22 protein-coding genes are annotated in these 22,520 nt (G+C 70.8%); 14 read left to right on the top strand and 8 right to left on the bottom strand.

Annotated features, from left to right (window positions below; translation table 11 throughout):
• Nucleotides 1–43 precede the first annotated feature (43 nt).
• On the top strand, nt 44–2,089 hold the full coding sequence (locus tag UG56_RS08115) for an acyltransferase family protein (protein WP_045549212.1): 2,046 nt from the start codon (nt 44–46) through the stop codon (nt 2,087–2,089).
• Nucleotides 2,090–2,110: 21 nt separating this feature from the next.
• Here UG56_RS08115 and UG56_RS08120 read toward each other — a convergent pair whose 3' ends face one another.
• The 3 genes from UG56_RS08120 to UG56_RS27840 all read right to left on the bottom strand — a co-directional run bounded on the left by UG56_RS08120 (nt 2,111) and on the right by UG56_RS27840 (nt 5,497).
• Nucleotides 2,111–3,406, bottom strand: coding sequence for an MFS transporter (locus tag UG56_RS08120; RefSeq protein WP_256206504.1), 1,296 nt, complete (start codon nt 3,404–3,406; stop codon nt 2,111–2,113).
• Nucleotides 3,407–3,713: 307 nt separating this feature from the next.
• On the bottom strand, nt 3,714–4,637 hold the full coding sequence (locus tag UG56_RS08125; protein WP_045549214.1) for a serine hydrolase: 924 nt from the start codon (nt 4,635–4,637) through the stop codon (nt 3,714–3,716).
• Nucleotides 4,634–5,497 carry a LysR family transcriptional regulator gene (locus UG56_RS27840; protein ID WP_071326957.1) on the bottom strand — a complete coding sequence of 288 codons (864 nt, stop codon included), beginning with the start codon at nt 5,495–5,497 and terminating at the stop codon, nt 4,634–4,636. Before UG56_RS27840 ends, UG56_RS08125 begins: the two co-directional genes overlap by 4 nt.
• Nucleotides 5,498–5,605: 108 nt before the next feature.
• On the opposite strand from UG56_RS27840, the gene bla reads away from it, so the two are divergent.
• Nucleotides 5,606–6,487, top strand: a complete 882-nt coding sequence (gene bla, locus UG56_RS08135; protein WP_045549190.1) for a class A beta-lactamase — start codon at nt 5,606–5,608, stop codon at nt 6,485–6,487.
• A gap of 152 nt (nt 6,488–6,639) precedes the next feature.
• On the opposite strand, the gene UG56_RS08140 is transcribed toward bla, so the two are convergent.
• Nucleotides 6,640–7,521, bottom strand: a complete 882-nt coding sequence (locus UG56_RS08140) for an SDR family oxidoreductase (RefSeq protein WP_045549189.1) — start codon at nt 7,519–7,521, stop codon at nt 6,640–6,642.
• A 111-nt stretch (nt 7,522–7,632) separates the two neighbouring features.
• On the opposite strand from UG56_RS08140, the gene UG56_RS08145 reads away from it, so the two are divergent.
• The 5 genes from UG56_RS08145 to yidC are packed head-to-tail and all read left to right on the top strand — an operon-like array spanning nt 7,633 to nt 11,222.
• The gene (locus UG56_RS08145; RefSeq protein WP_045549188.1) at nt 7,633–8,376 is read left to right on the top strand and encodes an enoyl-CoA hydratase family protein; all 744 of its coding nucleotides are present in this window, start codon (nt 7,633–7,635) and stop codon (nt 8,374–8,376) included.
• The gene (locus tag UG56_RS08150; protein WP_045549187.1) at nt 8,373–9,443 is read left to right on the top strand and encodes an NAD(P)H-dependent flavin oxidoreductase; all 1,071 of its coding nucleotides are present in this window, start codon (nt 8,373–8,375) and stop codon (nt 9,441–9,443) included. The genes UG56_RS08145 and UG56_RS08150 overlap by 4 nt, the downstream gene beginning before the upstream one ends.
• Before the next feature lie 17 nt (nt 9,444–9,460).
• Nucleotides 9,461–10,030, top strand: coding sequence for a GNAT family N-acetyltransferase (locus UG56_RS08155; protein ID WP_045549186.1), 570 nt, complete (start codon nt 9,461–9,463; stop codon nt 10,028–10,030).
• 35 nt (nt 10,031–10,065) lie between these two features.
• The gene (locus UG56_RS08160; RefSeq protein WP_045549185.1) at nt 10,066–10,353 is read left to right on the top strand and encodes a hypothetical protein; all 288 of its coding nucleotides are present in this window, start codon (nt 10,066–10,068) and stop codon (nt 10,351–10,353) included.
• 56 nt (nt 10,354–10,409) lie between these two features.
• Nucleotides 10,410–11,222, top strand: a complete 813-nt coding sequence (gene yidC / locus UG56_RS08165) for a membrane protein insertase YidC (protein WP_045549184.1) — start codon at nt 10,410–10,412, stop codon at nt 11,220–11,222.
• A 70-nt stretch (nt 11,223–11,292) separates the two neighbouring features.
• On the opposite strand, the gene UG56_RS08170 is transcribed toward yidC, so the two are convergent.
• Genes UG56_RS08170 through UG56_RS08180 form a run of 3 tightly spaced genes read right to left on the bottom strand, consistent with a single transcriptional unit; the run spans nt 11,293 to nt 14,426 of the window.
• Entirely contained in the window at nt 11,293–12,441 is a 1,149-nt protein-coding gene (locus UG56_RS08170; RefSeq protein ID WP_045549183.1) for an acetyl-CoA C-acetyltransferase, read from the bottom strand.
• 15 nt (nt 12,442–12,456) lie between these two features.
• Nucleotides 12,457–13,251, bottom strand: a complete 795-nt coding sequence (locus tag UG56_RS08175; RefSeq protein ID WP_045549182.1) for an SDR family oxidoreductase — start codon at nt 13,249–13,251, stop codon at nt 12,457–12,459.
• On the bottom strand, nt 13,248–14,426 hold the full coding sequence (locus UG56_RS08180; RefSeq protein ID WP_045549181.1) for an acyl-CoA dehydrogenase family protein: 1,179 nt from the start codon (nt 14,424–14,426) through the stop codon (nt 13,248–13,250). The genes UG56_RS08175 and UG56_RS08180 overlap by 4 nt, the downstream gene beginning before the upstream one ends.
• Nucleotides 14,427–14,473: 47 nt before the next feature.
• Here UG56_RS08180 and UG56_RS08185 point away from each other — a divergent pair, with 47 nt between their 5' ends.
• The 6 genes from UG56_RS08185 to UG56_RS08210 all read left to right on the top strand — a co-directional run bounded on the left by UG56_RS08185 (nt 14,474) and on the right by UG56_RS08210 (nt 20,148).
• Nucleotides 14,474–15,316 (top strand): enoyl-CoA hydratase, encoded by an 843-nt coding sequence (locus UG56_RS08185; protein ID WP_045549180.1) that lies wholly within the window; start codon nt 14,474–14,476, stop codon nt 15,314–15,316.
• Between the two features lie 124 nt (nt 15,317–15,440).
• A complete protein-coding gene (locus tag UG56_RS08190; RefSeq protein WP_045549179.1) occupies nt 15,441–16,571 on the top strand; it encodes an acyl-CoA dehydrogenase family protein in 1,131 nt (376 codons plus the stop codon).
• A complete protein-coding gene (locus UG56_RS08195) occupies nt 16,568–17,542 on the top strand; it encodes an acyl-CoA dehydrogenase family protein (protein ID WP_045549178.1) in 975 nt (324 codons plus the stop codon). Before UG56_RS08190 ends, UG56_RS08195 begins: the two co-directional genes overlap by 4 nt.
• Nucleotides 17,539–18,600, top strand: coding sequence for an acyl-CoA dehydrogenase family protein (locus UG56_RS08200; RefSeq protein ID WP_045549177.1), 1,062 nt, complete (start codon nt 17,539–17,541; stop codon nt 18,598–18,600). Before UG56_RS08195 ends, UG56_RS08200 begins: the two co-directional genes overlap by 4 nt.
• Nucleotides 18,590–19,402 (top strand): CoA transferase subunit A, encoded by an 813-nt coding sequence (locus UG56_RS08205; RefSeq protein WP_045549176.1) that lies wholly within the window; start codon nt 18,590–18,592, stop codon nt 19,400–19,402. The genes UG56_RS08200 and UG56_RS08205 overlap by 11 nt, the downstream gene beginning before the upstream one ends.
• Nucleotides 19,399–20,148, top strand: coding sequence for a CoA-transferase subunit beta (locus UG56_RS08210; RefSeq protein ID WP_045549175.1), 750 nt, complete (start codon nt 19,399–19,401; stop codon nt 20,146–20,148). The genes UG56_RS08205 and UG56_RS08210 overlap by 4 nt, the downstream gene beginning before the upstream one ends.
• A 104-nt stretch (nt 20,149–20,252) precedes the next feature.
• Here the strand turns inward: UG56_RS08210 and UG56_RS08215 are convergent, their stop codons facing one another.
• Entirely contained in the window at nt 20,253–20,870 is a 618-nt protein-coding gene (locus UG56_RS08215) for a TetR/AcrR family transcriptional regulator (RefSeq protein ID WP_045549174.1), read from the bottom strand.
• A gap of 46 nt (nt 20,871–20,916) precedes the next feature.
• Here UG56_RS08215 and UG56_RS08220 point away from each other — a divergent pair, with 46 nt between their 5' ends.
• Nucleotides 20,917–22,446, top strand: coding sequence for an AMP-binding protein (locus UG56_RS08220; RefSeq protein ID WP_045549173.1), 1,530 nt, complete (start codon nt 20,917–20,919; stop codon nt 22,444–22,446).
• The last annotated feature ends 74 nt before the right edge of the window (nt 22,447–22,520 follow it).

The following is a 22,520-nucleotide window of genomic DNA, read 5'->3' on the forward strand; positions in this document are numbered from 1 at the left end:
TGGGCTTCTCCCGTGGGTCACCGGCGGCCCTTAGCGTGACCCGATGCCGCCGCCTCCCCCGTCTCAACGCATCGGCGAGATCCACGGGCTGCGGGGGCTCGCGCTGGCGCTCGTCGTGGTCTTCCACCTCTTCGGCAACGGCCGGGTCTCCGGCGGCGTCGACGTCTTCCTGGCGCTGACCGGGTTCCTGGTGACCCGGTCGCTGGTCCGCCGGGTCACCGCCTCGGAGCTGCGGCTCGCCGACCACTACGGGCGTACGTTCCTGCGGCTCTCGGCTCCCACGCTGGTCGTGCTCGCGGGGACGGCGGTGCTGATGGTCGCGGTCATGCCTCGGTCGATGTGGGGCTCGACGCTGCGGGAGATCGCTGCGTCGGCGGCGTACGTCCTGAACTGGGAGATGATCCGCTCGCAGCTCGCCTACGGGGCGGCCGGGCCGAGCGCGAGCCCGCTGCAGCACTTCTGGTCGCTGGCGGTGCAGGGGCAGTTCCTGCTGGTGTGGCCGGTGGTCGTGGTGGTCGTCGGGTGGGTGGCGCGAGCGCGGCTCCGGGTCGTGCTGGCGCTCGTCGTGGCGGTGGGGACGCTCGTCTCGTTCGTCTTCGCGTGGCGGCTCGGGGCCTCCGACCAGCAGGTGGCGTACTTCCACACCGGGGCGCGCTTCTGGGAGCTCGGGGTGGGGGCGCTGCTCGCACTCGGACTCGACCGTTTGCGTCCGCCGGACGCAGTGCGGCCGGTGCTCGCCTGGCTCGGGCTGCTGCTGGTCGCGAGCTCGGGGTTCGTCCTCGACGGCGCGGCGCTCTTCCCGGGCCCGTGGGCGCTGTGGCCGGTCGGCGGGGCGCTGCTGGTCGTGCTCGGCTCCGGGTCCTCGGCTCTTTGGGGGCCGCAGCGGCTGCTTTCGGTGAGACCGCTGCGGTTCGTCGCGGACATCTCGTTCCCGCTCTATCTGTGGCACTGGCCGCTGCTCGTGGCGTGGCTGAGCTGGACGTACGCCACCCGGATCACCCTTCCCGCGGCCGTGGTGGTGCTCTCGGCCTCGGTGGCGCTGGCCTGGCTCACCCACCGTTACGTCGAGCTGCCGGTCACCCGCGTGGGGCCGCCCTTCGCCGGGCTCCGGCGACTGGTGACCGTCCCCGTCGTGCTCGCGGTGGTCGCCGCCGGGACGCTCACCGGCGCCGCGGAGGTGGAGCGCCAGGACGCCGCGGCGAGGAAGGCCGCGGTCGAGACGGCGACGAGGTACGCCGGCTGCATCGGTGCCGCCACCCTGGACCCGGCGACCGCCGGCTGCGAGGCGCCGGGCCGGCTGCTCGACGCCAGTCTCGGCTACCAGGCGCCCGACGGGTCGGACTGCTGGTCCAACAAGGAACGGCCGGTGCGGTTCAAGGTGTGCACGCTCGGGCCCTCGCGAGGCTATTCGCGCCGGCTTCTCGCGATCGGCGACTCGCACAACCACCAGCTCGTCCCCGCCTACCGTGAGATCGCCGAGCGTCGCGGCTGGCGCATCGACGTCGCCAGTCGCGCCGGCTGCCACTGGAACGCCCGGGACCGGGTCGGGTCACCGCGGACGACCGTCGACCTGTGCCGGGAGTGGAAGTCGCAGCTCGCCGCGTACCTGGAGGCCGAGCAGGGGATCGACGCGTACGTCGTCATCCACTCCAGCCAGATCGCGGTCGAGGCCCGCGACGGCGAGACGCCCCGCGAGGCGCTCAGCAACGGTCTCGCCGAGGCCTGGGCGAGCCGGCCGGACCGGTCCGTGCCGGTCATCGCGATCCGGGACAGCCCGATCTTCGAGGGCAGCACCACCCGGTTCGCGAGGGTCGTCCAGCCGTGCATCGACGACGCCGGTCTCGCGGCATCGACCTCGTGCGCGCGGGACCGGGACCGGGTCGTACGCGGCGACGGCACCGCCGGCGCCACCCGGCTCGCCCCCAACGCCCATCGCATCGACCTCACCGACTACTTCTGCGAGGCCGAGACGTGCTCCCCCGTCGTCGGCAGCCTGCAGGTCTATCAGGACGGATTCCACATCTCGCCCCTCTATGCCGCCACCCTTGCGCCGTATCTCGGCGACCGGATCGCCGCGATCCTTCGCTGATCCGGCGCTGATCCGGCCGGGCTAGGCGACCGCCGGCTCCGGCTCTTCCTCGCGCGGGAAGTGGGTCTCCTTGAAACGTACGGCCAGGGCGACCGACGGGCGCATCGCGGCGGCGGCAGCGACGATGATGGCGGCGATGACGATCCAGCCGGCGCCGCTGTAGAAGGCGGGGTGCCAGCCCATGGCGAGGAACGTGAACAGGGCGGGGGCCCAGGCACCGCCGAGCTGGCGGCCGATGCCGGCGACGCCTTCGTACTCGCCTCGTCGGGCCGGGTCCATGAGCTCGGCCTGGAACGCCCAGCCGGCGGAGCCGATGGCGAGCTCGGCGCCCGTCACGGCGACGTGACCGAGCCAGACCAGGAAGATCGTCAGGACCCCGCGGGTGTCGTGGGTGACCAGCGTGATCGCGCAGGCGGCGACGAAGAAGGCACTGCTCCACCACACCCGGCGCAACGCGTCGCGGACGCCGTGGACGCCCTTCGAGGTGTAGGCCGGGAGGACGATGCACAGCACCGTGTTGGTCGCGAAGAGCCAGGCCAGCAGCCAGCGCGGCGAGTCGGTGTAGTTGACCAGCCACAGCGGGATCACGGTGTGCAGCAGCACCTGGTTGGACCACAGCGTGCCGGTGAACGTCGTCACCAGCAGCCAGCCGACGTTGCGCAACGCACCCGGTCCGGGCACCTTCTCGGCGACCTCGCCGGCCGCGCGGCGCTCGTCGTGAGGCGCCTTCGGCAGCCGGGTGATCCAGACCGAGTTGGCGATCCCGACCGCCAGCGCGAAGAACGGCACGCCCCACTTGAGGACCGTATCGGTGTCCAGCGCGAGGGCGATGCCGGCGACCAGGGCGCCGATGGTGAAGCCGAGGTTGAGGCTCGAGTACATGAACGCCTGGGTCTCGACCCGCTCCTTGTCGGGGAGCACATCGAGGACGTACGCGTTCCGGCCGGCGCCGCCGGCGTTGTTGACCACCTCGAAGACGACGATGACGCACAGGTAGGCCCAGAAGCCGTGGATGAACGGCATCGTGGCGAACATCATCGCGCTGAGCAGGGCACTGATCGCCCAGATCCGCTTCGGGCCGACGAAGTCGGCCAGCCGGCCCATCGGGTAGGCGGTGATGAAGCTCGCGATCCCGGCGACTGTCAGGCCGATACCGATCTGCGCCGGGGTCAACCCGACGAACGCGACCAGGTAGAACGCGGCCGCGGTGTTGAACGTCCCGTCCCCCGCCGCGAAGAGCAGCGACTGCGTCGCCAGACGCTTCGACAACGGCGTCGGCGGAATCAGATTGTCGATGAAACCGGGCAATGCGGGCACGGGCATATTCCATCACCGCTACCGGACGAGAAGCATCCGGTTTATCGCCGAGAAGTCGGCCCCGTCGGCCGAGACGTCAGTCCCGTCGGCCGAGACGTCAGCCCGGTCGGCCGAGACGTCAGCCCGGTCGGCCGAGACGTCAGCCCGGTCGGCCGAGACGTCAGACGCGTCGCCCGAGGCGTCAGCCCGGTCGGTCGAGACGTCAGGCGCGTCGCCCGAGACGTCAGCCCCGTCGCCCGAAGTGGCATCGGGGTGACGGCTCGGCCGACGTACGTGACGGCTCGGCCGACGTACGTGACGGCTCGGCTCAGAAGCGTCGGGAGGCGAGGGCTTCGACGGCGTCGCGGGCGGTGGCGGCGATGGCGAGATCGACGTCGTTCTGGATCCGGGCGGTGCGGTCGGAGTCGGTGAGTACGGCGATGGCCACGCGGCCGCCGGGGTGGGTGACGACGGCGATCTCGTGCCGCAGGGTGAGGAAGCCGCCGGTCTTTCCGGCGAGGTGGATGTCGTCGGCGAGCAGGTCGGCGGCGATCCGGTGGGTGAAGACCTGTTTGGCCATCAGCCGGCGCACCATCTCGGTCGCCTCGGGCTTGGCGATCTCGTCACGCCAGACGCGCACGAGCAGGTCGACACAGGCGCGGGGCGAGCCGACCGTGGCGCGCTCGACGTCGAGCGACTCGATGACGTGCCGGCCGCCCGGCCGGCGCCCCTCGACCGCCAGCTGGGTGGCGAGGGCGAAGTCGGGGCCGGCGACGCGGGTGGCGTAGTCGTACATCGGCTGCATCCGGTGCCGCAGCCGCAGCCCCTCGACGCCCCATTCGGCGAGCTGCTCGTCGACCTCCCGCGGCGGGACGAGGTCGAAGAGCGCATCCGCGGCGGCGTTGTCGCTGAGGCCGAGCATCATCAGCATCAGGTCGGCGACGGAACAGGTCGCGTCGTGGGCGAAGGCCGAGATGCCGTACGGCCCGTAGCTCCGCTCCGCCGCGCTCAGCGTGACCATCGTGCCGCCGTCGACCTCCCCGCGGGCGATCCGGTCCGCGACGACCAGGGCAAGCGGCACCTTGGCCACCGAGGCCAGCGGCATCGGCCGGTCGACGCCGACCCCGACCTCCTGGCCGGTGTCGATGTCGCGGGCCAGGAACGCGGCGCGTACCTGAAGCGTCTCGAAGCGCTCGGCGGCGGCCTCGGCGAGATCGATCAGGCCCCGGTCGCTGCCGACGAGCGGACTCATCCGCGCCCCTTCTCAGGGGTGCCGAGACACGCACCGAGCAGAGCGAGCGCCTGCTCGCGGGGGCGGCCGGCGGTCAACGGTCCGGGGATTGGCGGCTGCTCGACGAGCCGGTGACCGCGTGACACGGGGTCGACGAAGGGCGACCAGCTCAGCCCGTACGTCACCGCCTCGTGCCGCGCGCAGACCAGCGTCGCGCGCCCTGCCAGTGCTTCGGCCACCGCGAGCTGGTGCGGCGCGGCGCGCAGGGTGGCCGGTCCGACGCCGGCCCGGTCCGCCAGCCGTCGCAGTCGGCCGGCGGGGTCGTCCAGGTCTCGCGGGAGAGCCAGCACCTGCGTACGTTCCCCGCCTCTGCGGGGTCGCAGGGCGCTCAACGACACGGGCCCCTGCGCGGTCCCGGGCGCGGTGGCCGCACCCAGCGGGGTGACCCAGGTGGCCGCGTCGGGGTCGCACGCCTCGACCAGCCAGGCGGCCGACTCCGGCGGGTCGGTGGCGGTCCCGGCAAGGCGTACGTCGACGCCTTCCTCCTCCAGCAGCGCGACCAGGCGAGAGAGCGGTGCCGGCTCGCAGCCCGGCGGCACCGCGACCACGAACGGCTCCCGCTCGTGCCGGCGGACGCTCTGCAGCAGATGGTCGGCCTGGTCAACCAGATGCCGAGCCCGCGGCAGCAGCGCGTGGCCGGCGGGGGTGAGGGCGATCTGCCGCCGGCTGCGGTCGAGCAGCTCCACCCCGAGCTCCCGCTCGAGGGCGCGCAACCGACGGCTGAGGAGCGGCTGGTCGACACCCAGCTCCAGGGCCGCCTCGGAGACGCTCATCTCATCGGCGACCGCGGTGAAGCCGCGCAGGTGAAGCAGTAGGTCCACGCGTACAGGATGGCTGATCGCCTCGACCTCGTCCCATGTCGGCGATGCATAGGTCCATGCCGGATCGTCCTTGGACGCCGTCGCCGCGACGGGGTCACGATGCCGGGCATGACCCACCCGATCCTCAGCCGCCGCGCCCTGCTGGGCGGAGCCGCCACCGCTGCCGTCGTCGCAACGACCGCCGGTGCCGGTGGCTCCGTCGCGTACGCCGCCGACAGTCCCTCGATCGACGCCCTGGAGCAGAAGCACCAGCGCCACCTCGGCGTCTGGGCGCAGAACGTGCGGACCGGACGCGTTGTCGAGCACCGTGCCGACGAGCGCTTCCCGATGCTGTCGACCTTCAAGACCCTGCTCGTCTCCGCGATCCTGCGCGACCTGCCCGCACGTACGCTCCAGCAGCGTCTGACCTGGGACGACGCCGACGTCGTCGTCAACTCGCCGGTCACCTCGCTCACGACCCGCAACGGCCTGACCGTGGCGCAGCTCGCCGAGGCGACGATGACGCGGTCCGACAACACGGCGGCCAACGAGCTGCTCCAGCTCATCGGCGGCCCGGCCGGCGTGACGTCTCTCGCCCGGTCGCTCGGCGACACCGTCAGCCGGCTCGACCGCTGGGAGCCCGACCTCAACAGCGCGATCCCGGGCGACCCGCGCGACACCACCTCGCCGCGTGCCATCGCACGGACCTACACGAAGCTGGTGCTCGGCGACGCCCTCGGCGGTGCGGACCGGGACCAGCTGCTCACCTGGATGCTCGCCAACCAGTCGACCGTCAGCCGGTTCGGCGCCGGGGTTCCGGCCGGCTGGCGGCTCGCCGACAAGACCGGTGGTGGTGACTACGCGTCGCGGAACGACGTCGGCGTCACCTGGACCCCCGACGGCGCCCCGATCGTCATCGCCGCCCTCACCCGCTCCGACGACCCCGCCGCTCCGCCGCTCGACGCCCCGCTCGCGGACATCGCGGCGACCGTCTGCGCGGAGCTCGGCTGACGGGCTGCGCGAGCTGTAACACGTCGTTCGTAGGTCTTCTCGCCCTATCAGGACGACCGGATAGTCCTACGAACGACGTGTTACACGTGCGGCGGTCGGATCTCGGCCGACGCACCCGACGCCTCGGCCGACGCACCTGACGCCTCGGCGGGTCAGGCCCCGTACACCGGCTCCGGCTCGGGCGCCTCAGCCAGCAGCTTGCGGAGCGCGGGACCGACGTCGCCGGCGACCCACCGAGCCCCGGCGTCGGCGGAGGGGCCGTGAGCCCAGCCGTTCTCGACGGTCATCTTCGGACCGTCGATCTCGATGACGCGGCCGGTGATGTCGCGGGCATCCTCGGAGGCGAGCCACGCGACCACCGGCGAGTTGTCCTCGGGCAGCGCCATGGCGGAGGTGTCGAAGGCGCCCTCGGTCATCCGGGTCTTGGCGACCGGGGCGATGGCGTTGACGGTGACGCCGTAGCGGGCCATCTCGGCGGCGGCTACGAGGGTGAGGCCCGCGATGCCGGCCTTGGCGGCGGAGTAGGTGCCCTGCCCGATCGAGCCCTGCAGGCCGGCACCGGAGGAGGTGTTGACGACCCGGGCGTCCCGCTGCCGGCCTGCCTTGGACTCCGCCCGCCAGTAGGCGCCCGCGTGCCGCAGCGTCGCGAAGTGGCCCTTCAGGTGCACCCGGATCACCGCGTCCCACTCCTCCTCGGAGGTGTTGACGAGCATCCGGTCGCGTACGAAACCGGCGTTGTTGACGAGGATGTCCAGACCCCCGTACGTCTCGACCGCCTGCCTCACCAGAGCCTCCGCCGCGGCGAAGTCGGCGACGTCGGCGGCGTTGGCAACCGCCTCCCCACCTGCGGCGACGATCTCGGCGACGACCTGCTCGGCCGGCGACTCACCGGTCCCCTCACCCGCGAGCGAGACGCCGAAGTCGTTGACGACCACCTTCGCGCCGTGGCGGGCGAGCTCGAGCGCGTGCGCCCGGCCGATCCCCCGCCCCGCTCCGGTGACGATCGCGATCCGGCCGTCCAAGAGTCCGGTCATTGAGTGCTCCCTGCGTCGATACGTACGTCGGTCTTGCCAGCGTGAACCAAGCAACTGCTAGGCTACCAAGCAATCGCTAGGTTAGGCAGTGCAGAGTCAAGGACGGACGCCATGGGCATCTCCACCGAGATCACCGACGAGCAGATCGCCGTCGTCACGATGAACCACCCGCCGGTGAACGCGCTGCCGGTGAAGGGCTGGTTCGAGGTCGCCGACGCGGTCACGACCGCCGCCGAGAACGGCGCCCGGGTCGTGATCCTGCGCGCCGAGGGCAAGGGGTTCAACGCCGGCGTCGACATCAAGGAGATGCAGCAGATCGAGGGATTCGAGGGCATCCTCGGCGCCAACCGCGGCTGCTACGCGGCCTTCAAGGCGATCTACGAGTGCCCCGTCCCCGTCATCGCCGCGGTCAACGGCTTCTGCCTCGGCGGCGGCGTCGGGCTCGTCGGCAACGCGGACACGATCGTGGCCAGCGACGACGCCTTCTTCGGCGTACCCGAGGTCGACCGCGGAGCCCTCGGCGCCGCCACCCACCTCAGCCGGCTGGTACCCCAGCACATGCTGCGCACGCTCTACTTCACCGCCCAGACCATCACCGCCCAGCGCCTCCACGAGCTCGGCTCGGTCCACGCCGTCGTCCCCCGCGACGACCTCGACGACAAGGCCCTCGAGATCGCCCGGCAGATCGCGCAGAAGGACCCGCAGGTCATCCGTGCCGCCAAGGCCGCCCTCAACGGCATCGACCCGGTCGATGTGAACGCCTCCTACCGCTTCGAGCAGGGCTTCACCTACGAGCTCAACCTCGCCGGCGTCGCCGACGAGCGCCGTGACGCCTTCGTGAAGGAGGGCCGATGACCACCGCACCCACCTTTCAAACAAAGCTGACCGAGCTGACCGGCGTCGACCACCCGATCGTGCAGACCGGGATGGGCTGGGTCGCCGGCCCGCGCCTCGTCTCCGCCACCGCCAACGCGGGCGCGCTCGGCATCCTGGCCTCGGCCACGATGACGCTCGACGAGCTCGAGAAGGCGATCGTCGAGGTGAAGGGGCGCGCCGACAAGCCGTTCGGCGTCAACCTGCGCGCCGACGCCTCCGACGCTCCTGACCGCTGCCGGCTCCTCATCGACCACGGGGTGAAGGTCGCGAGCTTCGCCCTCGCCCCGAAACCCGAGCTGATCGCCACGCTCAAGGAGCACGACATCGTCGTGATGCCGTCGATCGGCGCAGCCAAGCACGCCAAGAAGGTGGCGAGCTGGGGCGCCGACATGGTGATGATCCAGGGCGGCGAGGGCGGCGGCCACACCGGCGCGGTCCCGACCACCCTGCTCCTCCCCTCCGTCCTCGACGCCGTCGACATCCCGGTCGTCGCCGCGGGCGGCTTCTTCGACGGCCGGGGTCTCGCCGCGGCGATGGCCTACGGCGCGGCCGGCATCGGCATGGGCACGCGCTTCCTGCTCACCGCCGACTCGGCGGTCCCCGAGGACGTACGCCGCCGCTATCTCGAGTTCGGCCTCGACGGCACCGTCGTGACCACGAAGGCCGACGGGATGCCGCACCGCCTGCTCCGCACCGAGTTCATCGACACCCTCGAGAAGGAGGGCGTCACCGCGAAGCTGGCCCGCACGATCAAGCGGACGAGGCAGTTCAAGGAGATGTCCGGCCTCCCCTGGCGGACGCTCGTCAAGGACGGCCGGAGCATGGTCCACGGCGGCGACCGCACCTGGGCCGAGGTCGTCCTCGCCGCCAACACCCCCATGCTGCTGCGCGCCGGCCTCGTCGAGGGCGACACCTCCGCCGGGATGCTCTCCAGCGGCCAGGTCGTCGGCCTCCTCGACGACCTGCCGACCTGCGAGGAGCTCGTCGACCGGATCATCGCCGGCGCCGTGGATCGCCTAAAACATCTGGACGCGACCCACACCTGAGCAGCAACCTTGCGCCCATGGTGATCGAGGTTCGCCCGGCAGAGGTGTTCGAGGACGTACGCACCCTCGTCGGCCCCAAACGGGCCGACGCCAGCGTGTGCTGGTGCCTGAGCTACCGGATCCCGTCGACGATCAACAACAAGATGCGCGGCCAGGAGCGCGGGGAGTTCGTGCGCAACCTGCTGGCCGACGGCCCGCTGGGCGTGCTCGCCTACGACGGCGACGAACCGGTCGGCTGGGCCGCCGTCGCCCCACGCGCGGACACCACGTTCGCCCGCAACCGGAAGATCCCGCACGTCGACGACCTGCCGGTCTGGTCCGTCTGGTGCATCCGGGTCCGGCCCGGGCACCGCGGCAAGGGCATCTCGCATGCGCTCATCGAGGGTGCCGTCGACTTCGCGCGCGACCGCGGCGCCCCGGCCATCGAGGCCTACCCGCTCGACAACCAGGGCGCGAAGGTCGACCAGACGATGGCGTACGCGGGGATCCGCAAGAACTTCGAGGCGGCCGGCTTCACCTGGGCCGCCGACACCACCTCGGTCCTCGCCGGCCACCCACGCATCCTGATGCGGCGCGACCTGAGCTGACCACCCGGTTGACCACGATCGCTACACTGACCTGCGTGAAGACCGAGACGAGCCGCGTACGCATCGCGCTCGTCGCGCTTTTCACGCTGATGCTCCCGGCGCTGATGAGCGTCGACCCCGAGCAGGCGCTGCTGACCATCGCCGTCTCGACCGCGCTCGCGGCCGTCGCGCTGGGCGCGCTCCACAACATCAGCACGTTCGCCCTGGTCAGGGCACGTTCGACGGTCCCTCCGGATGTCTCCGACGGGCCTCACCATCTCGCTGCCCGGGTCACCGACCCGGTGTGCTCCCCGCGCCGACCGCGCGCTCCTGAGCAGGACTGACCGCTCGCCCACTGGCGAGCCCGTCAGTCCTACCCACTCACCTCAGGAGCACACCCATGTCCGTTCTCGCCCCCGTCTCACACGCCCTCGCGGCCGTCCTCGCCGGCGCCCACCACGCCCTGTCCTTCGCCGGCTCCAACACCAGCTGGCTGCTGGCCATCGCCGCGGTCGTGGTGCTGGTCAGGCTCGTCCTCCTCCCGCTCACGATCCGCGGCGTACGCCACGCCCACGCCGCCGCCCGGGCGCGCCCGCAGCTCCAGGCGCTGACGAAGAAGTACCAGAAGCAGACCGCGAAGGGTAGCGCCAGCCAGGCCGACATGATGGCGATGATGGAGGAGCGGCGGAAGATCAACGAGGAGCACGGCGTACCCCGCTTCGCGATGCTCGCCGCTTTCGCCCAGCTGCCGATCTTCCTGGCGCTCTACCACCTGCTCTCCGACGTCAGCCGGCAGCATGCGGTCGGCGCGATGGGTGACTCGCTGGTCGCCTCGCTCGGGGCTGCGACCTTCCTCGGCACACCGCTGACCGGCCGCGGCTACCTCTCCGGCGACACGACCCACCTGGTGATCACCCTCGGCCTCGCCGCGACCGCCGCCGCGGTCAGCTACCTCAGCCAGCGGCTGTGGGTCCTGCCCAACATGGTGCGCGCCGACATGCCCGAGTCGATGATCCGGATGCAGGAGCTCATGCCCGTCATCTCCGCCGGCGGCATGCTCCTCGCCGGCAGCAGCGTCCCCCTCGCCCTGCTCGTCTACTGGGTCATCAGCGGCCTGTGGACCGCCGGCCAGGCCGCGGTCATCCACCGCTGGTTCCCGACCCCCGGTTCCCCCGCCGCCGAGCGCCGCACGCTCAGGTTGCAGCCGGCCTGACGGGGCCGGTCCCGCAGTTGTGAAGCTGAGAGTGGTCTATAGGCCACTCTCAGCTTCACAACTCCACGCCTCAGAGGCGCTCGATGATGGTGACGTTCGCCTGGCCGCCGCCCTCGCACATGGTCTGCAGGCCGTAGCGGCCGCCGGTGCGCTCGAGCTCGTTGAGGAGCGTCGTCATCAGTCGGGTGCCGGTGGCGCCGATGGGGTGGCCGAGGGCGATGCCGCCGCCGTTCACGTTCACCTTCGAATGCGGGATGTCGAGCTCCTTCATCCATGCCAGGACCACGGAGGCGAAGGCCTCGTTGCACTCGAACAGGTCGATGTCGTCGACCGTGAGACCCGTCTTGGCAAGGGCGTGACGGGTCGCCTCGATCGGTCCGGTGAGCATCCAGACCGGGTCGTCACCGCGGACCGAGAGGTGATGGATCCGGGCTCGCGGGGTCAGACCGAAGGTTCGCACGGCCGCGGCCGAGGCGACCAGCAGCGCCGAGGAGGCGTCGCAGATCTGCGAGGCGACGGCCGCGGTGATCCGCCCCCCGGGAGCGAGCGGCTCCAGCGCGGCCATCTTCTCGAGGGACGTCTCGCGCGGGCACTGGTCGACAGCGAAGTCACCCACGGGCACGATCTCCCGGTCGAACCGGCCCTCCTCGATCGCCGCCTTGGCGCGCTGGTGGGACGCCAGCGCATAGGCCTCCATGTCCTCGCGCGAGATGTCCCACTTCTCGGCGATCATCTCGGCGGAACGGAACTGGGAGACCTCCTGGTCGCCGTAGCGCTTCACCCAGCCGGGCGACTCGGCGAACGGCGTGGTGTACCCGTATTCGGCGCCCACCAGCATCGCCGCCGAGATCGGGATCGCGGACATGTTCTGCAGCCCACCCGCGACCACGAGGTCCTGCGTCCCCGACATCACCCCCTGCGCCGCGAAGTGCACCGCCTGCTGCGAGGAGCCGCACTGCCGGTCGATGGTCACGCCGGGTACGCGGTCGGGCAGCCCGGCCACCAGCCACGCGGTCCGCGCGACGTCGCCGGCCTGGCCGCCGATGGTGTCGCAGCAGCCCATGATCACGTCGTCGACGGCCCCCGGGTCGATCCCGGTGCGGTCGACGAGCGCGACCAGCGAGTGGGCGCCGAGATCGGCCGGATGGATGCCGGCGAGCGCGCCACCGCGCTTGCCCACCGGCGTACGAACGGCGTCGATGATGAATGCCTCGGGCATCGGTGATCCTCTCGATCAGGCGTGCTGGCTGGAGACGGAGACGACCTCGCCGGTCATGTAGGACGAGTAGTCGCTGGCCAGGAAGACCATGACGTTGGCGACCTCCCACGGCTCGGCGGCGCGGCCGAAGGCCTCGCGACCCTTGAGCTCGACGAGCAGCTCGGGCGAGGTGACCTTCTCCAGGAACGGGTGCATCGCCAGCGACGGCGAGACCGCGTTGACCCGGATGCCGTGCGGCGCCAGGTCGGCGGCGGCCGAGCGGGTCAGCGCCATCACCCCGGCCTTGGCCGCGGCGTAGTGGGCCTGCCCCTCCTGCGCCCGCCAGCCGATCACGGAGGCGTTGTTGACGATGACGCCGCGCTTCCCGGCGGCCACGAACCGCTGCCCGACCGCCCGGATGCACCGGAAGGTCCCGGTCAGGGTGATGTCGAGAACCTTCGACCACTGCTCGTCGGTCATCTCCAGCACCGACGCGGTCCCACCGAGCCCGGCGTTGTTGATCATCACGTCGACACCACCGAACGGATCGGCCGCGTCGAGCAGGGCCTGGACCTGGTCCTCCTGGGTGACGTCGCAGGTCACGGCCGTGACCCGGTGTGCCCCGAACTCCTCTCCGAGCGCATCGACGGACTCCTTGAGCCGTCGCTCGTGGGTGTCGGACATGACGACCGCCTTGGCGCCCTCCTCGAGCACCTTCCGCACGACCGCCGCCCCGATCCCGGCACCTGCGGCGGCGGTCACGACGACGACCCGGCCCTCCAGGAGCGAGTGGCCGAGGACGTACGCGGGGGTGGGCTGTTCCGGCTTCATGGTCGAGCCTCTCGTGGCAGGCCGAGGACGCGCTCGGCGATGATGTTCCGTTGGATCTCGTCCGAGCCGCCGTAGATCGTGTCGGCGCGGGAGAAGAGGTAGAGGGACTGCAGCCGGTCGAGGGCGTAGTCCTCCCCGGTGGTCAGTCCGGCGAGGCCGACGACGTCCATCGCCAGCTCGCCGAGGTCACGGTGCCACCGCGCCCAGAGCAGCTTGGAGACGCTCGCCTCGGGGCCCGAGGAGCCGGAGTCGTACGCCGAGAGCGTCCGCAGCGCGTGCAGCCGGAGCACCTCCAGCCCGACATGGGCCTGGGCGAGTCTGGACGAGATGCCGGGGTCGTCGATGGCGCCGTTGGCGCGGGCGGCCTCCTCGACCGTCTCGAGCTCGCGCGCGAAGCCGACCTGCTGGCCGATCGTGGAGACCCCGCGCTCGAACCCGAGCGTCGCCATCGCGACCTTCCAGCCGTCGCCCGGCTCGCCGACGACCATGTCCGCGGCGGTGACCGCCCCGTCGAAGAAGACCTCGTTGAACTCGGACGTGCCGGTGAGCTGCTCGATCGGCCGCACCTCGATCCCGTCCTGCGCCATCGGCACGAGCAGGTAGGACAGCCCGTGGTGGCGCTCGGAGCCGGGCGTCGTGCGGCACACCACGAAGCACCAGTCGGAGAGGTGGGCGTTCGACGTCCAGACCTTCTGCCCGTCGACGACCCACTGGTCGCCGTCCAGCCGCGCGCGAGTGCGCACGCCGGCCAGGTCGGAGCCGGCGCCGGGCTCGGAGTAGCCCTGGCACCACAGCTCCTCGACGGCGACGATCTTGGGCAGGAACCGCTCCTTCTGGGCCGCGGTGCCGTGCGCGATCAGGGTGGGTCCGAGCAGCTCCTCACCGAGGTGGTTCACCCGCACCGGGGCATCTGCGCGGGCGTACTCCTCGTGGAAGATCACCTGCTGGAACAGCGGCAGGCCGCGGCCGCCGTGCTCCTCCGACCAGCCCAGGCACGTCCACCCATGGGCAGCGAGGTAGCGGTTCCACGCCAGCCGGGCCTCGTACGACTCGTGGTCGCGGCCGTTCCCGCCGGTGCCGCGCAGCGCCGCCCACTCGCCGACCAGGTGGTCGGCCAGCCACTCGCGCACCTCGGCACGGAACGCCTCGTCCTCGGCGGAGTAGGTCAGGTCCATGCCGGACAACCTACCAAACCAAGCACTTGTTTGGTAGCGTCTGCGGCATGAGCGGCACTCCCGAGACCAACGTGGTGACGTACGAAACCCGCGGACCCGTGGCGATCGTCCGGCTGAACCGCCCCGAATACCGCAACGCCCAGAACTCGAAGGTGACCTACGCGCTCGACGAGGCGTTCACGCGGGCGACCAACGACGACGAGATCAAGGTGATCGTCCTCGGTGGCAACGGCAAGCACTTCTGCGCCGGCCACGACATCGGCACCCCGGGCCGCGACATCGACAAGAGCTTCGAGCGCAAGGCCGTGATGTGGTGGGACCACGTCGGCAAGGAGGGCGTCGACTCCCGGTTCGCGCGCGAGTCCGAGGTCTACCTGGGCATGTGCCGCCGCTGGCGTGAGCTGCCGAAGCCGACGATCGCGATGGTGCAGGGCGCCTGCATCGCCGGCGGCCTGATGCTGGCCTGGTCCTGCGACTTCATCGTCGCCTCCGACGACGCCTTCTTCTCCGACCCGGTGGTCAAGATGGGCATCCCGGGGGTCGAGTACTTCGCCCATCCGTGGGTCACCAACCCCCGCGCCGCCAAGGAGATGCTCTTCACCGGCGGCCGCTTCTCGGCCTCGCAGGCGGAGACCTGGGGCATGGTCAACCATGTCGTGCCCCGCGACGATCTCGAGACCGAGACGCTCGCCCTCGCCGGAAGGATCGCCGAGATGCCGCGCCTGGGGCTGGCGCTGGCCAAGAAGGCGGTCAACCAGGCCGAGGACCTGATGGGGATGCGCGCCGGGATGGACTCGGTCTTCGGCCTCCACCACGCCGCGCACGCGCACAACGCCGAGGTCGGCAAGGACTCGCTCGCCGGGATGGACGCGAAGGCGATGAAGTCGTGAAGCCCGAGCATGGCCCGCTGCGGCCGACGAGCGCCGCTGTAACACGTCGTTCGTCGGACTACTCGCCCGTTCGGAACGACCGGATAGTCCCACGAACGACGTGTTACAGCGAGCGAGGAGCGCGATGAGCACCTTGGAGTTCACCGAGGCCGAGGAGGCCTTCCGGCTCGAGGCCCGCGAGTGGCTCGCCGCCCACAACCCCGGCCGGCTGCCGTCGATGGACACCGCCGAGGGCGCCGCGGCGCACCGGGAGTGGGAGCGCACCCTGGCCTCCGGACGGTGGTCGGTGGTCACCTGGCCCGAGACGTACGGCGGCCGGGACGCGTCGCTGACCGAGTGGGTCATCTTCGAGGAGGAGTACTACCTCGCCGGCGCCCCGACAAGGATCAGCCAGAACGGCATCTCGCTGCTCGCCCCGATCATCTTCGGCCATGGCACCGAGGCCCAGAAGGAGCGCTACCTGCGCGACATGACCGACGGCACCCTGGTCTGGGCGCAGGCCTGGTCCGAGCCGGAGGCAGGGTCGGACCTGGCCTCGCTCCGTGCGACCGCGACGCAGGTCGACGGCGGTTGGAGGCTCAACGGCCAGAAGACCTGGAGCAGCCGGGCGCCCTTCGCCGACCGTGGCTTCGGGCTCTTCCGCTCGGATCCCTCCGCGGAGCGGCACCGAGGGCTGACGTACTTCCTCTTTCCGCTCGACGCCGACGGCGTCACGGTCCGCCCGATCGACCAGCTCGACGGGACGCCCGGGTTCGCGGAGATCTTCTTCGACGACGTCTTCGTGCCCGACGACGACGTGCTCGGCGGGGTCGGGGACGGCTGGAAGGTCGCGATGTCGACCGCCGGCAACGAGCGGGGTCTCTCGCTGCGTTCGCCGGGCCGTTTCTGCGCCGCGGCCGACCGCCTGCTCGACCTGTGGGCGTCCGACCCTCAGCCGCACCTGCGCGACCAGGTCGTCGACGCCTGGATCGGCGCGGAGGCCTACCGCCTCTACACCTGGGGCACCGTCACCCACGTCGAGGCCGGTGGCTCGGTCGGCGCGGAGGGCTCGATCAACAAGCTGTGGTGGTCCGATCTCGACCTCTCGCTGCACGAGACCGCGCTCTCGCTGCTCGGTGCCGACGCCGAGCTCTCCGGCCCCTGGCTCGACGACTACCTCTTCTCCCTGTCCGGCCCGATCTACGCCGGCACCAACCAGATCCAGCGCAACATCGTTGCCGAGCGCGTGCTCGGCCTGCCGAGGGGTGGCCGATGAGGTTCGGACGTACGCCGGAGCAGCACGCCTTCTCCGAAGCACTCGACGATCTCCTCGGCGCCGCCGACGTCTCGTCGGCCTCGCGCGCCTGGGCGGCCGGTGACCACTCGGCCGGACTCAAGCTCTGGCAGCGGCTCGCCGAGCTCGGCGTCACCGGGCTGCTGGTGCCGGAGGAGCACGGTGGCGTCGGAGCAGGTTGTGCCGACCTCGCCGTGGCCTTCGAGCGGCTGGGGTACCACGGCGTTCCCGGCCCCTGGATCGAGTCCGTCGCCGTTGCCCCGCAATTACTCGAAGGGTCCGACGCCACCACGATCCTCAGTCAGGTGGCATCTGGCGAAAGCATCGTCACCGTTGCCGCGCCCGGCGGGCCCTACGCTCTTGACGCCGATATTGCATCCAAGGCCTACGGCGTCTTCGACGACATGGTCATCGAACTGAACCCAGGCGCTACCAAGACTTCGGTGGACCCACAGCGACGACTGTTCGTCATGTCAGCGGGCTATCCGATCACTGGCCGGATCGACCCCTCCCGCGCCCGCGATCTCGGCACGCTCGCCTGCTCGGCCCAGCTCCTCGGCGCCGGATTGAGGCTGCTCGACGACTCGGTCGCCTACGTGAAGCAGCGGACGCAGTTCGGGCGTCCGGTCGGGGAGTTCCAGGCGGTGAAGCACCTGCTGGCCGACGTACGCGTCGCCCTGGACTTCGCGGCCCCGCTGGTGCACAACGCGGCCGTCGAGCTCGACGCCGGAACCCCCACGGCCGGCCGTGCGGTCTCGGCCGCGAAGGTCGCGGCGGGGGATGCGGCGTACCTCGCCTCGCGCACCGCGCTCCAGGTCCACGGCGCGATCGGCTACACCCGCGAGTTCGACCTGAGCCTGTGGATCCTCAAGGTGCGCGCGCTGGTCGGAGCCTGGGGCACCCCGGCCGAGCACCGTGCCCGGATCCTCGAGTCGCTGGTGGAGGCGCGATGAGGTTCGCGCTGACCGAGGAGCAGTCCGACCTGGTCGCGACGGTTCATACGCTGATCGCCAAGCGGGCCGCGTCGATGGATCTGCGCGCGGCGATCGCGACACCCGAGGGCTACGACACCACCCTGTGGCAGACGCTGACCGAGCAGATCGGCGTGACCGCGCTCGCCGTCCCCGAGGCGTACGGCGGCGTCGGCTGCACCTACCTCGAGGCCCATCTCGTCCTCGAGGAGCTCGGCGCCACGCTCACGCCCTCGCCGCTGATCGGCACCGTGCTGGCCAGCGAGATAGTCCAGGGAGTTTCCGTCGGTCTACCGACGAGTAATGGACGGAAACTCCCTGGACTACCCGAGCCTGCCGCCCAGCTCCTGACCGACATCGCCGAGGGAACCCGGCTCGTCACGGCCGCGACCGCCGGGCTGTCGGGTGCCCGGGTCTCCGCCTCCGGGGATCGGTTGACCGGCAGCATCCCGGCCGTCTTGGATGCGCCCACAGCCGACACGATCCTCCTCGTCGTCGCCGACCAGCTCTTCGCGCTCGACCCGACGGCGCCCGGATGCACGGTCAGCGCCACGCCGGCGCTCGACCCGACCCTTCAGCTGGGAGAGATCCGACTCGCAGACGCGCAGGCAACCCGGCTCGGCAGCATCGATCCGACGTACGTCACCACGGTCGGCGCCACCATGATGACCGCACTCCAGGCCGGGGCGGCACGAGAGGCGCTGGAGCGTACGGTCGCCTACCTCAAGGAGCGCCACCAGTTCGGCCGCCCGCTCGGCTCGTTCCAGGCGCTCAAGCACCGGTGTGCCGACCTGCTCGTCCAGGTCGAGACGGCCAGGACGATGAGCTGGGCGGCAGCCTGGGAGCTGACCCAGCCAGCACCAGATCGACGCCTCATCCAGGCCGCCAAGACCTGGTGCTCCGACGCGTTCTCGCAGGTGGCGGCCGAGATGATCCAGCTCCACGGCGGCGTCGCGATCACCTGGGAGCACGACGCCCACCTCTACTTCAAGCGCGCCCACGCCACCGCCCAGCTCTGGAAGGACGTTCATGCTAGATAAGACCCTCCCCCTCGCCGAGGTCGCCGGCAAGCTCGAGTCCGGGATGACCATCGGCATCGGCGGCTGGGGCTCGCGGCGCAAGCCGATGGCGCTGGTCAAAGAGATCCTCCGCAGCGACGTCACCGACCTGACCGTGGTCGCCTTCGGCGGCCCCGACGTGGGCCTGCTCGCCCGCGCCGGGAAGATCCGCAAGCTGGTCTACGGCTTCGTCAGCCTCGACTCGATCCCGCTCGACCCCAACTTCACCCGCGCCCGCGAGCGCGGCGAGATCCCGGAGACGAGCGAGTACGACGAAGGCATGTTCGTCGCCGGCCTGAAGGCGGGCGCCAACCGGCTCTCGTTCCAGCCCATCCGCGCCGGCCTCGGCAGCGACGTGATGGCGATGAACCCCGACCTCAAGACGGTGAGGTCGCCCTACGACGACGAGGAGTACGTCGCCGTCCCCGGCCTCCGCCTCGACGTCTCGCTCATCCACCTCAACCGCGCCGACGCCGCCGGAAACGGCCAGTACCTCGGCCCCGACCCCTACTTCGACGACCTCTTCGCGATGGCCGCCGACACCACGATCCTGTCGGTCGAGCAGATCGTCTCCACCGACGACCTGACCGCCAAGGCCCCGCCGCAGACCCTCCTGGTCCCGCGGATCTTCGTGAACCACGTCGTCGAAGCCCCGGGCGGCGCCCACTTCACCAGCTGCGATCCCGACTACGGACGCGACGAGGAGTTCCAGAAGTCGTACGTGGCCGCCGCCAAGTCCGACTCCGACAGCGACTGGACCGAGTTCGAGGAGCGTTACCTGTGACCACCCAGACCATCACTCGAGCCGACGTCTGCGTCGCCGCCGTCTCCGATGCCTTCAAGGGGTCCGGCGAGGTGCTCGCCCACGCCGTCGGGATCGTGCCGGCCATCGGCGTACGCCTGGCCAAGGCCACCCACACCCCCGAGCTCGCGCTCAGCGACGGCGAGGCGTTCATGATGGCCGCGGCCCCGCCGTTGCTGAAGACCGCGGCGGCCGGCGGCACCCCCGAGGCGTGGGTGCCGTTCCGCAGCATCTTCGACATCGTCGCCAGCGGCCGCCGGCACTCGATGATGGGCGCCAGCCAGATCGACCGCCACGGCAACCAGAACATCTCCTCGATCGGCGACTGGCGCAGGCCGAAGCGCCAGCTGATCGGCGTACGCGGGGCGCCGGGCAACACCGTCAACCACCGCGTCGACTACTGGGTCGCCAAGCACTCCGCCCGGATCTTCGTCGACCGCGTCGACGTCGCCAGCGGCGTCGGCAACGACCGCGCCACCGGCACCGCCGGCCGGTTCCACGACCTCGGCGTCATCGTCACCAACCTCGCCGTCTTCGGCTACGACGACGCTGGACTCGTCAAGGTCGTCTCGATCCACCCCGGTGTCACCCCCGAGGAGCTTCAGGAGGCCACCGGCTTCCCGATCGACGCCGCCGACGCCCCCCTCACCCGCGAGCCCACGGCGGACGAGCTGAAGATCATCGAGGCAGAAGACCCGAAGGGCCTCCGCTTCAAAGAGGTTCCCTGACCTGTCCGTCGAGTCGACTCGTCCTGACCGAGATCCGTGCCGAGTCGGCTCGTCCTAACGAGCCGACTCGGCGGAATTCTTGGTCAGGACGAGCCGACTCGGCGTCAGGCGAGGATCCCGGCGTGGAGCAGCTTCAGATACTGCTCCGAGAGCGTCTCGGGGGTATGGCGGCCGCCGGGGCGATACCAGGAGACCGTGGACCAGACGCCGTCACGGATGAACCGATAGGTCAGCGCGGGGTCGAGCGAGGCCTGGAAGACGCCCGCCGCCTGGCCGGCCTCGAGGACCCGGATCCACAGCGCCTCGTTGTCACGGGAACGCTCGGCGACGAATTCGAAGCCCTCGACGGTCGCCAGGAAGGCGGCCTCGTTCTGGTAGAGCGCGACGGCGAGCCGCTCGTTGTGGATCGTCCGGAAGGACTCCGCGATCAGCCCGTCCAGGTCGGCCTGCGGGTCCACACCGGACTCGACGATCTCGGTGAACCGCGCGTTGAGCCCGTCGAGGAACCCGGAGAGCAGCTCGGTCAGCATCGCTTCCTTGGAGCGGAAGTGGTGGTAGAGCGAGCCCGAGAGGATCCCCGCGGCATCGGCGATGTCGCGTACGGTCGTCTGGGAGAACCCCTTGGTCGCGAACATCTCGCCGGCCAGCGTGAGCAGCTCGGCCCGCCGCGACGACCCCGACGCCGTCCCCCGCCTTCTCGGCGCAACCCCCGTGTCAGTCATGGGCAGAGTCTACCAAACAAGCAGTTGCTCAACTACGCTTGCGAGGGTGACCCCCCGCACGATCCCCGCCCTGATCGAGAAGGCCGAGCAGACGTACGCCGACCACCCGGCGATCGTCGACGGCCCCACGACGCTCACCTACACCGAGCTCGCCGACGCGGCGGAGAAGGCCGCGCGCGCCTTCCTCGCCAGTGGCGTACGCAGCGGCGACCGCGTCGCGATCTGGGCGCCCAACCGCTGGGAGTTCCCGGTCGCGGTCCTCGGTGCGCAGACGATCGGGGCGGCCGTGGTGCCGCTGAACACCCGATACCGGGGCCATGAGGCGCGCGAGATCCTGGAGCGGTCCCGTGCCACCGCGCTGGTGACGGTCAACGGCTTCCTCGGCACCGACTACGTGCAGATGCTCCACGATGCCGGCCCGCTCCCGGAGCACCTGCTGACCATCGTCGACCTCGCCGACGGCTGGGACGAGTTCCTGGCGAGGGGCGACAGCACGACCGATCAGCGCCTCGAGGACGCCAAGGCGACCGTCACCCCCGACACCCTCGCCGACCTGCTGTTCACCTCCGGCACCACCGGCAAGCCGAAGGGCGTGATGAGCGCCCAGCGCCAGACGATCGGCGTCGCCGACGTCTGGGCCCGCGGCGCCGCGCTCTCCCCCGAGGATCGCTACGCCATCGTCAACCCGTTCTTCCACGGCTTCGGCTACAAGGCCGGCTTCATCGCGGCGTTCACCGCGGGCAGCACGGTCTACCCGATCGCGACCTATGACCCGTCCCAGGCGCTGAAGCTGATCCAGGACGAGCGGATCACCGTCCTCCCCGGCGCTCCCACGATCTTCACCACGCTCATCAACCACCCCGACCTGAAGGCGTACGACCTCTCCTCGCTGCGCTTCGCGATCGCCGGCGCCGCGAGCGTCCCGGAGAGCCTCTTCGCCGACATGCGAGACATCCTCGGGATCGACGAGGTCAAGGGCGCCTACGGCCTCACCGAGTGCATGGTCGCCACGACCACCCGCCCCGGCGAGGACCCCGAGCATGTCGCCAAGGTCGTCGGCCCCGCGGTCGAGGGCCTGGAGATCCGCACCGTCACCGCGACCGGCGAGGACGCCGAGCCGGGCGAGGACGGGGAGGTCTGGATCCGCGGTGACAACGTCATGCTCGGCTACTTCGAGAACCCTGAGGCCACCGCCGAGGCGATCGACGAGGACGGCTGGCTCCACACCGGCGACGTCGGCTATCTCGACGAGCACGGCTGCCTGAAGATCACCGACCGGATCAAGGACATGTTCACCGTCGGCGGCTTCAACGTCTATCCCGCCGAGGTGGAGAACACCCTCGCCGGGCACCCTGGCATCGTCGAGGCGGCGGTGATCGGCATCCCCGACGCCCGGCTGGGCCAGGTGGGCAAGGCCTTCGTCGTCGTCCGCGACGACCTGGACCCCGACACGATCGCGACCTGGCTCAAGGATCGGCTCGCCAACTACAAGCAGCCGCGGGCGTACGTGCTGGTCGACAGCCTCCCGCGCAACGCCAGCGGCAAGGTCCTCAAGACGGACCTGCGCGACACATAGACATATCTGTGAGACACCCCACCCCGCGGGGGTATAGGTTTCCGGAGCCCGTCTTCACTTTCCCCCACGGAGGC

This window comes from Nocardioides luteus (assembly GCF_000960475.2).
GTDB classification, from domain to species: Bacteria; Actinomycetota; Actinomycetes; order Propionibacteriales; family Nocardioidaceae; genus Nocardioides; species Nocardioides luteus_A.

Bases quoted from the DNA above. Each gene is read 5' to 3' on its own strand.
- UG56_RS08115 (WP_045549212.1), top strand. From the start codon at position 44: ATGCCGCCGCCTCCCCCGTCTCAACGCATCGGCGAGATCCACGGGCTG.
- UG56_RS08200 (WP_045549177.1), top strand. From the start codon at position 17,539: ATGAGGTTCGCGCTGACCGAGGAGCAGTCCGACCTGGTCGCGACGGTT.
- UG56_RS08205 (WP_045549176.1), top strand. From the start codon at position 18,590: ATGCTAGATAAGACCCTCCCCCTCGCCGAGGTCGCCGGCAAGCTCGAG.
- UG56_RS08185 (WP_045549180.1), top strand. From the start codon at position 14,474: ATGAGCGGCACTCCCGAGACCAACGTGGTGACGTACGAAACCCGCGGA.
- UG56_RS08140 (WP_045549189.1), bottom strand. From the start codon at position 7,521: ATGACCGGACTCTTGGACGGCCGGATCGCGATCGTCACCGGAGCGGGG.
- bla (WP_045549190.1), top strand. From the start codon at position 5,606: ATGACCCACCCGATCCTCAGCCGCCGCGCCCTGCTGGGCGGAGCCGCC.
- UG56_RS08190 (WP_045549179.1), top strand. From the start codon at position 15,441: ATGAGCACCTTGGAGTTCACCGAGGCCGAGGAGGCCTTCCGGCTCGAG.
- UG56_RS08145 (WP_045549188.1), top strand. From the start codon at position 7,633: ATGGGCATCTCCACCGAGATCACCGACGAGCAGATCGCCGTCGTCACG.
- UG56_RS08195 (WP_045549178.1), top strand. From the start codon at position 16,568: ATGAGGTTCGGACGTACGCCGGAGCAGCACGCCTTCTCCGAAGCACTC.
- yidC (WP_045549184.1), top strand. From the start codon at position 10,410: ATGTCCGTTCTCGCCCCCGTCTCACACGCCCTCGCGGCCGTCCTCGCC.
- UG56_RS08155 (WP_045549186.1), top strand. From the start codon at position 9,461: ATGGTGATCGAGGTTCGCCCGGCAGAGGTGTTCGAGGACGTACGCACC.
- UG56_RS08175 (WP_045549182.1), bottom strand. From the start codon at position 13,251: ATGAAGCCGGAACAGCCCACCCCCGCGTACGTCCTCGGCCACTCGCTC.
- UG56_RS08170 (WP_045549183.1), bottom strand. From the start codon at position 12,441: ATGCCCGAGGCATTCATCATCGACGCCGTTCGTACGCCGGTGGGCAAG.
- UG56_RS08215 (WP_045549174.1), bottom strand. From the start codon at position 20,870: ATGACTGACACGGGGGTTGCGCCGAGAAGGCGGGGGACGGCGTCGGGG.
- UG56_RS08125 (WP_045549214.1), bottom strand. From the start codon at position 4,637: ATGAGTCCGCTCGTCGGCAGCGACCGGGGCCTGATCGATCTCGCCGAG.
- UG56_RS08180 (WP_045549181.1), bottom strand. From the start codon at position 14,426: ATGGACCTGACCTACTCCGCCGAGGACGAGGCGTTCCGTGCCGAGGTG.
- UG56_RS08150 (WP_045549187.1), top strand. From the start codon at position 8,373: ATGACCACCGCACCCACCTTTCAAACAAAGCTGACCGAGCTGACCGGC.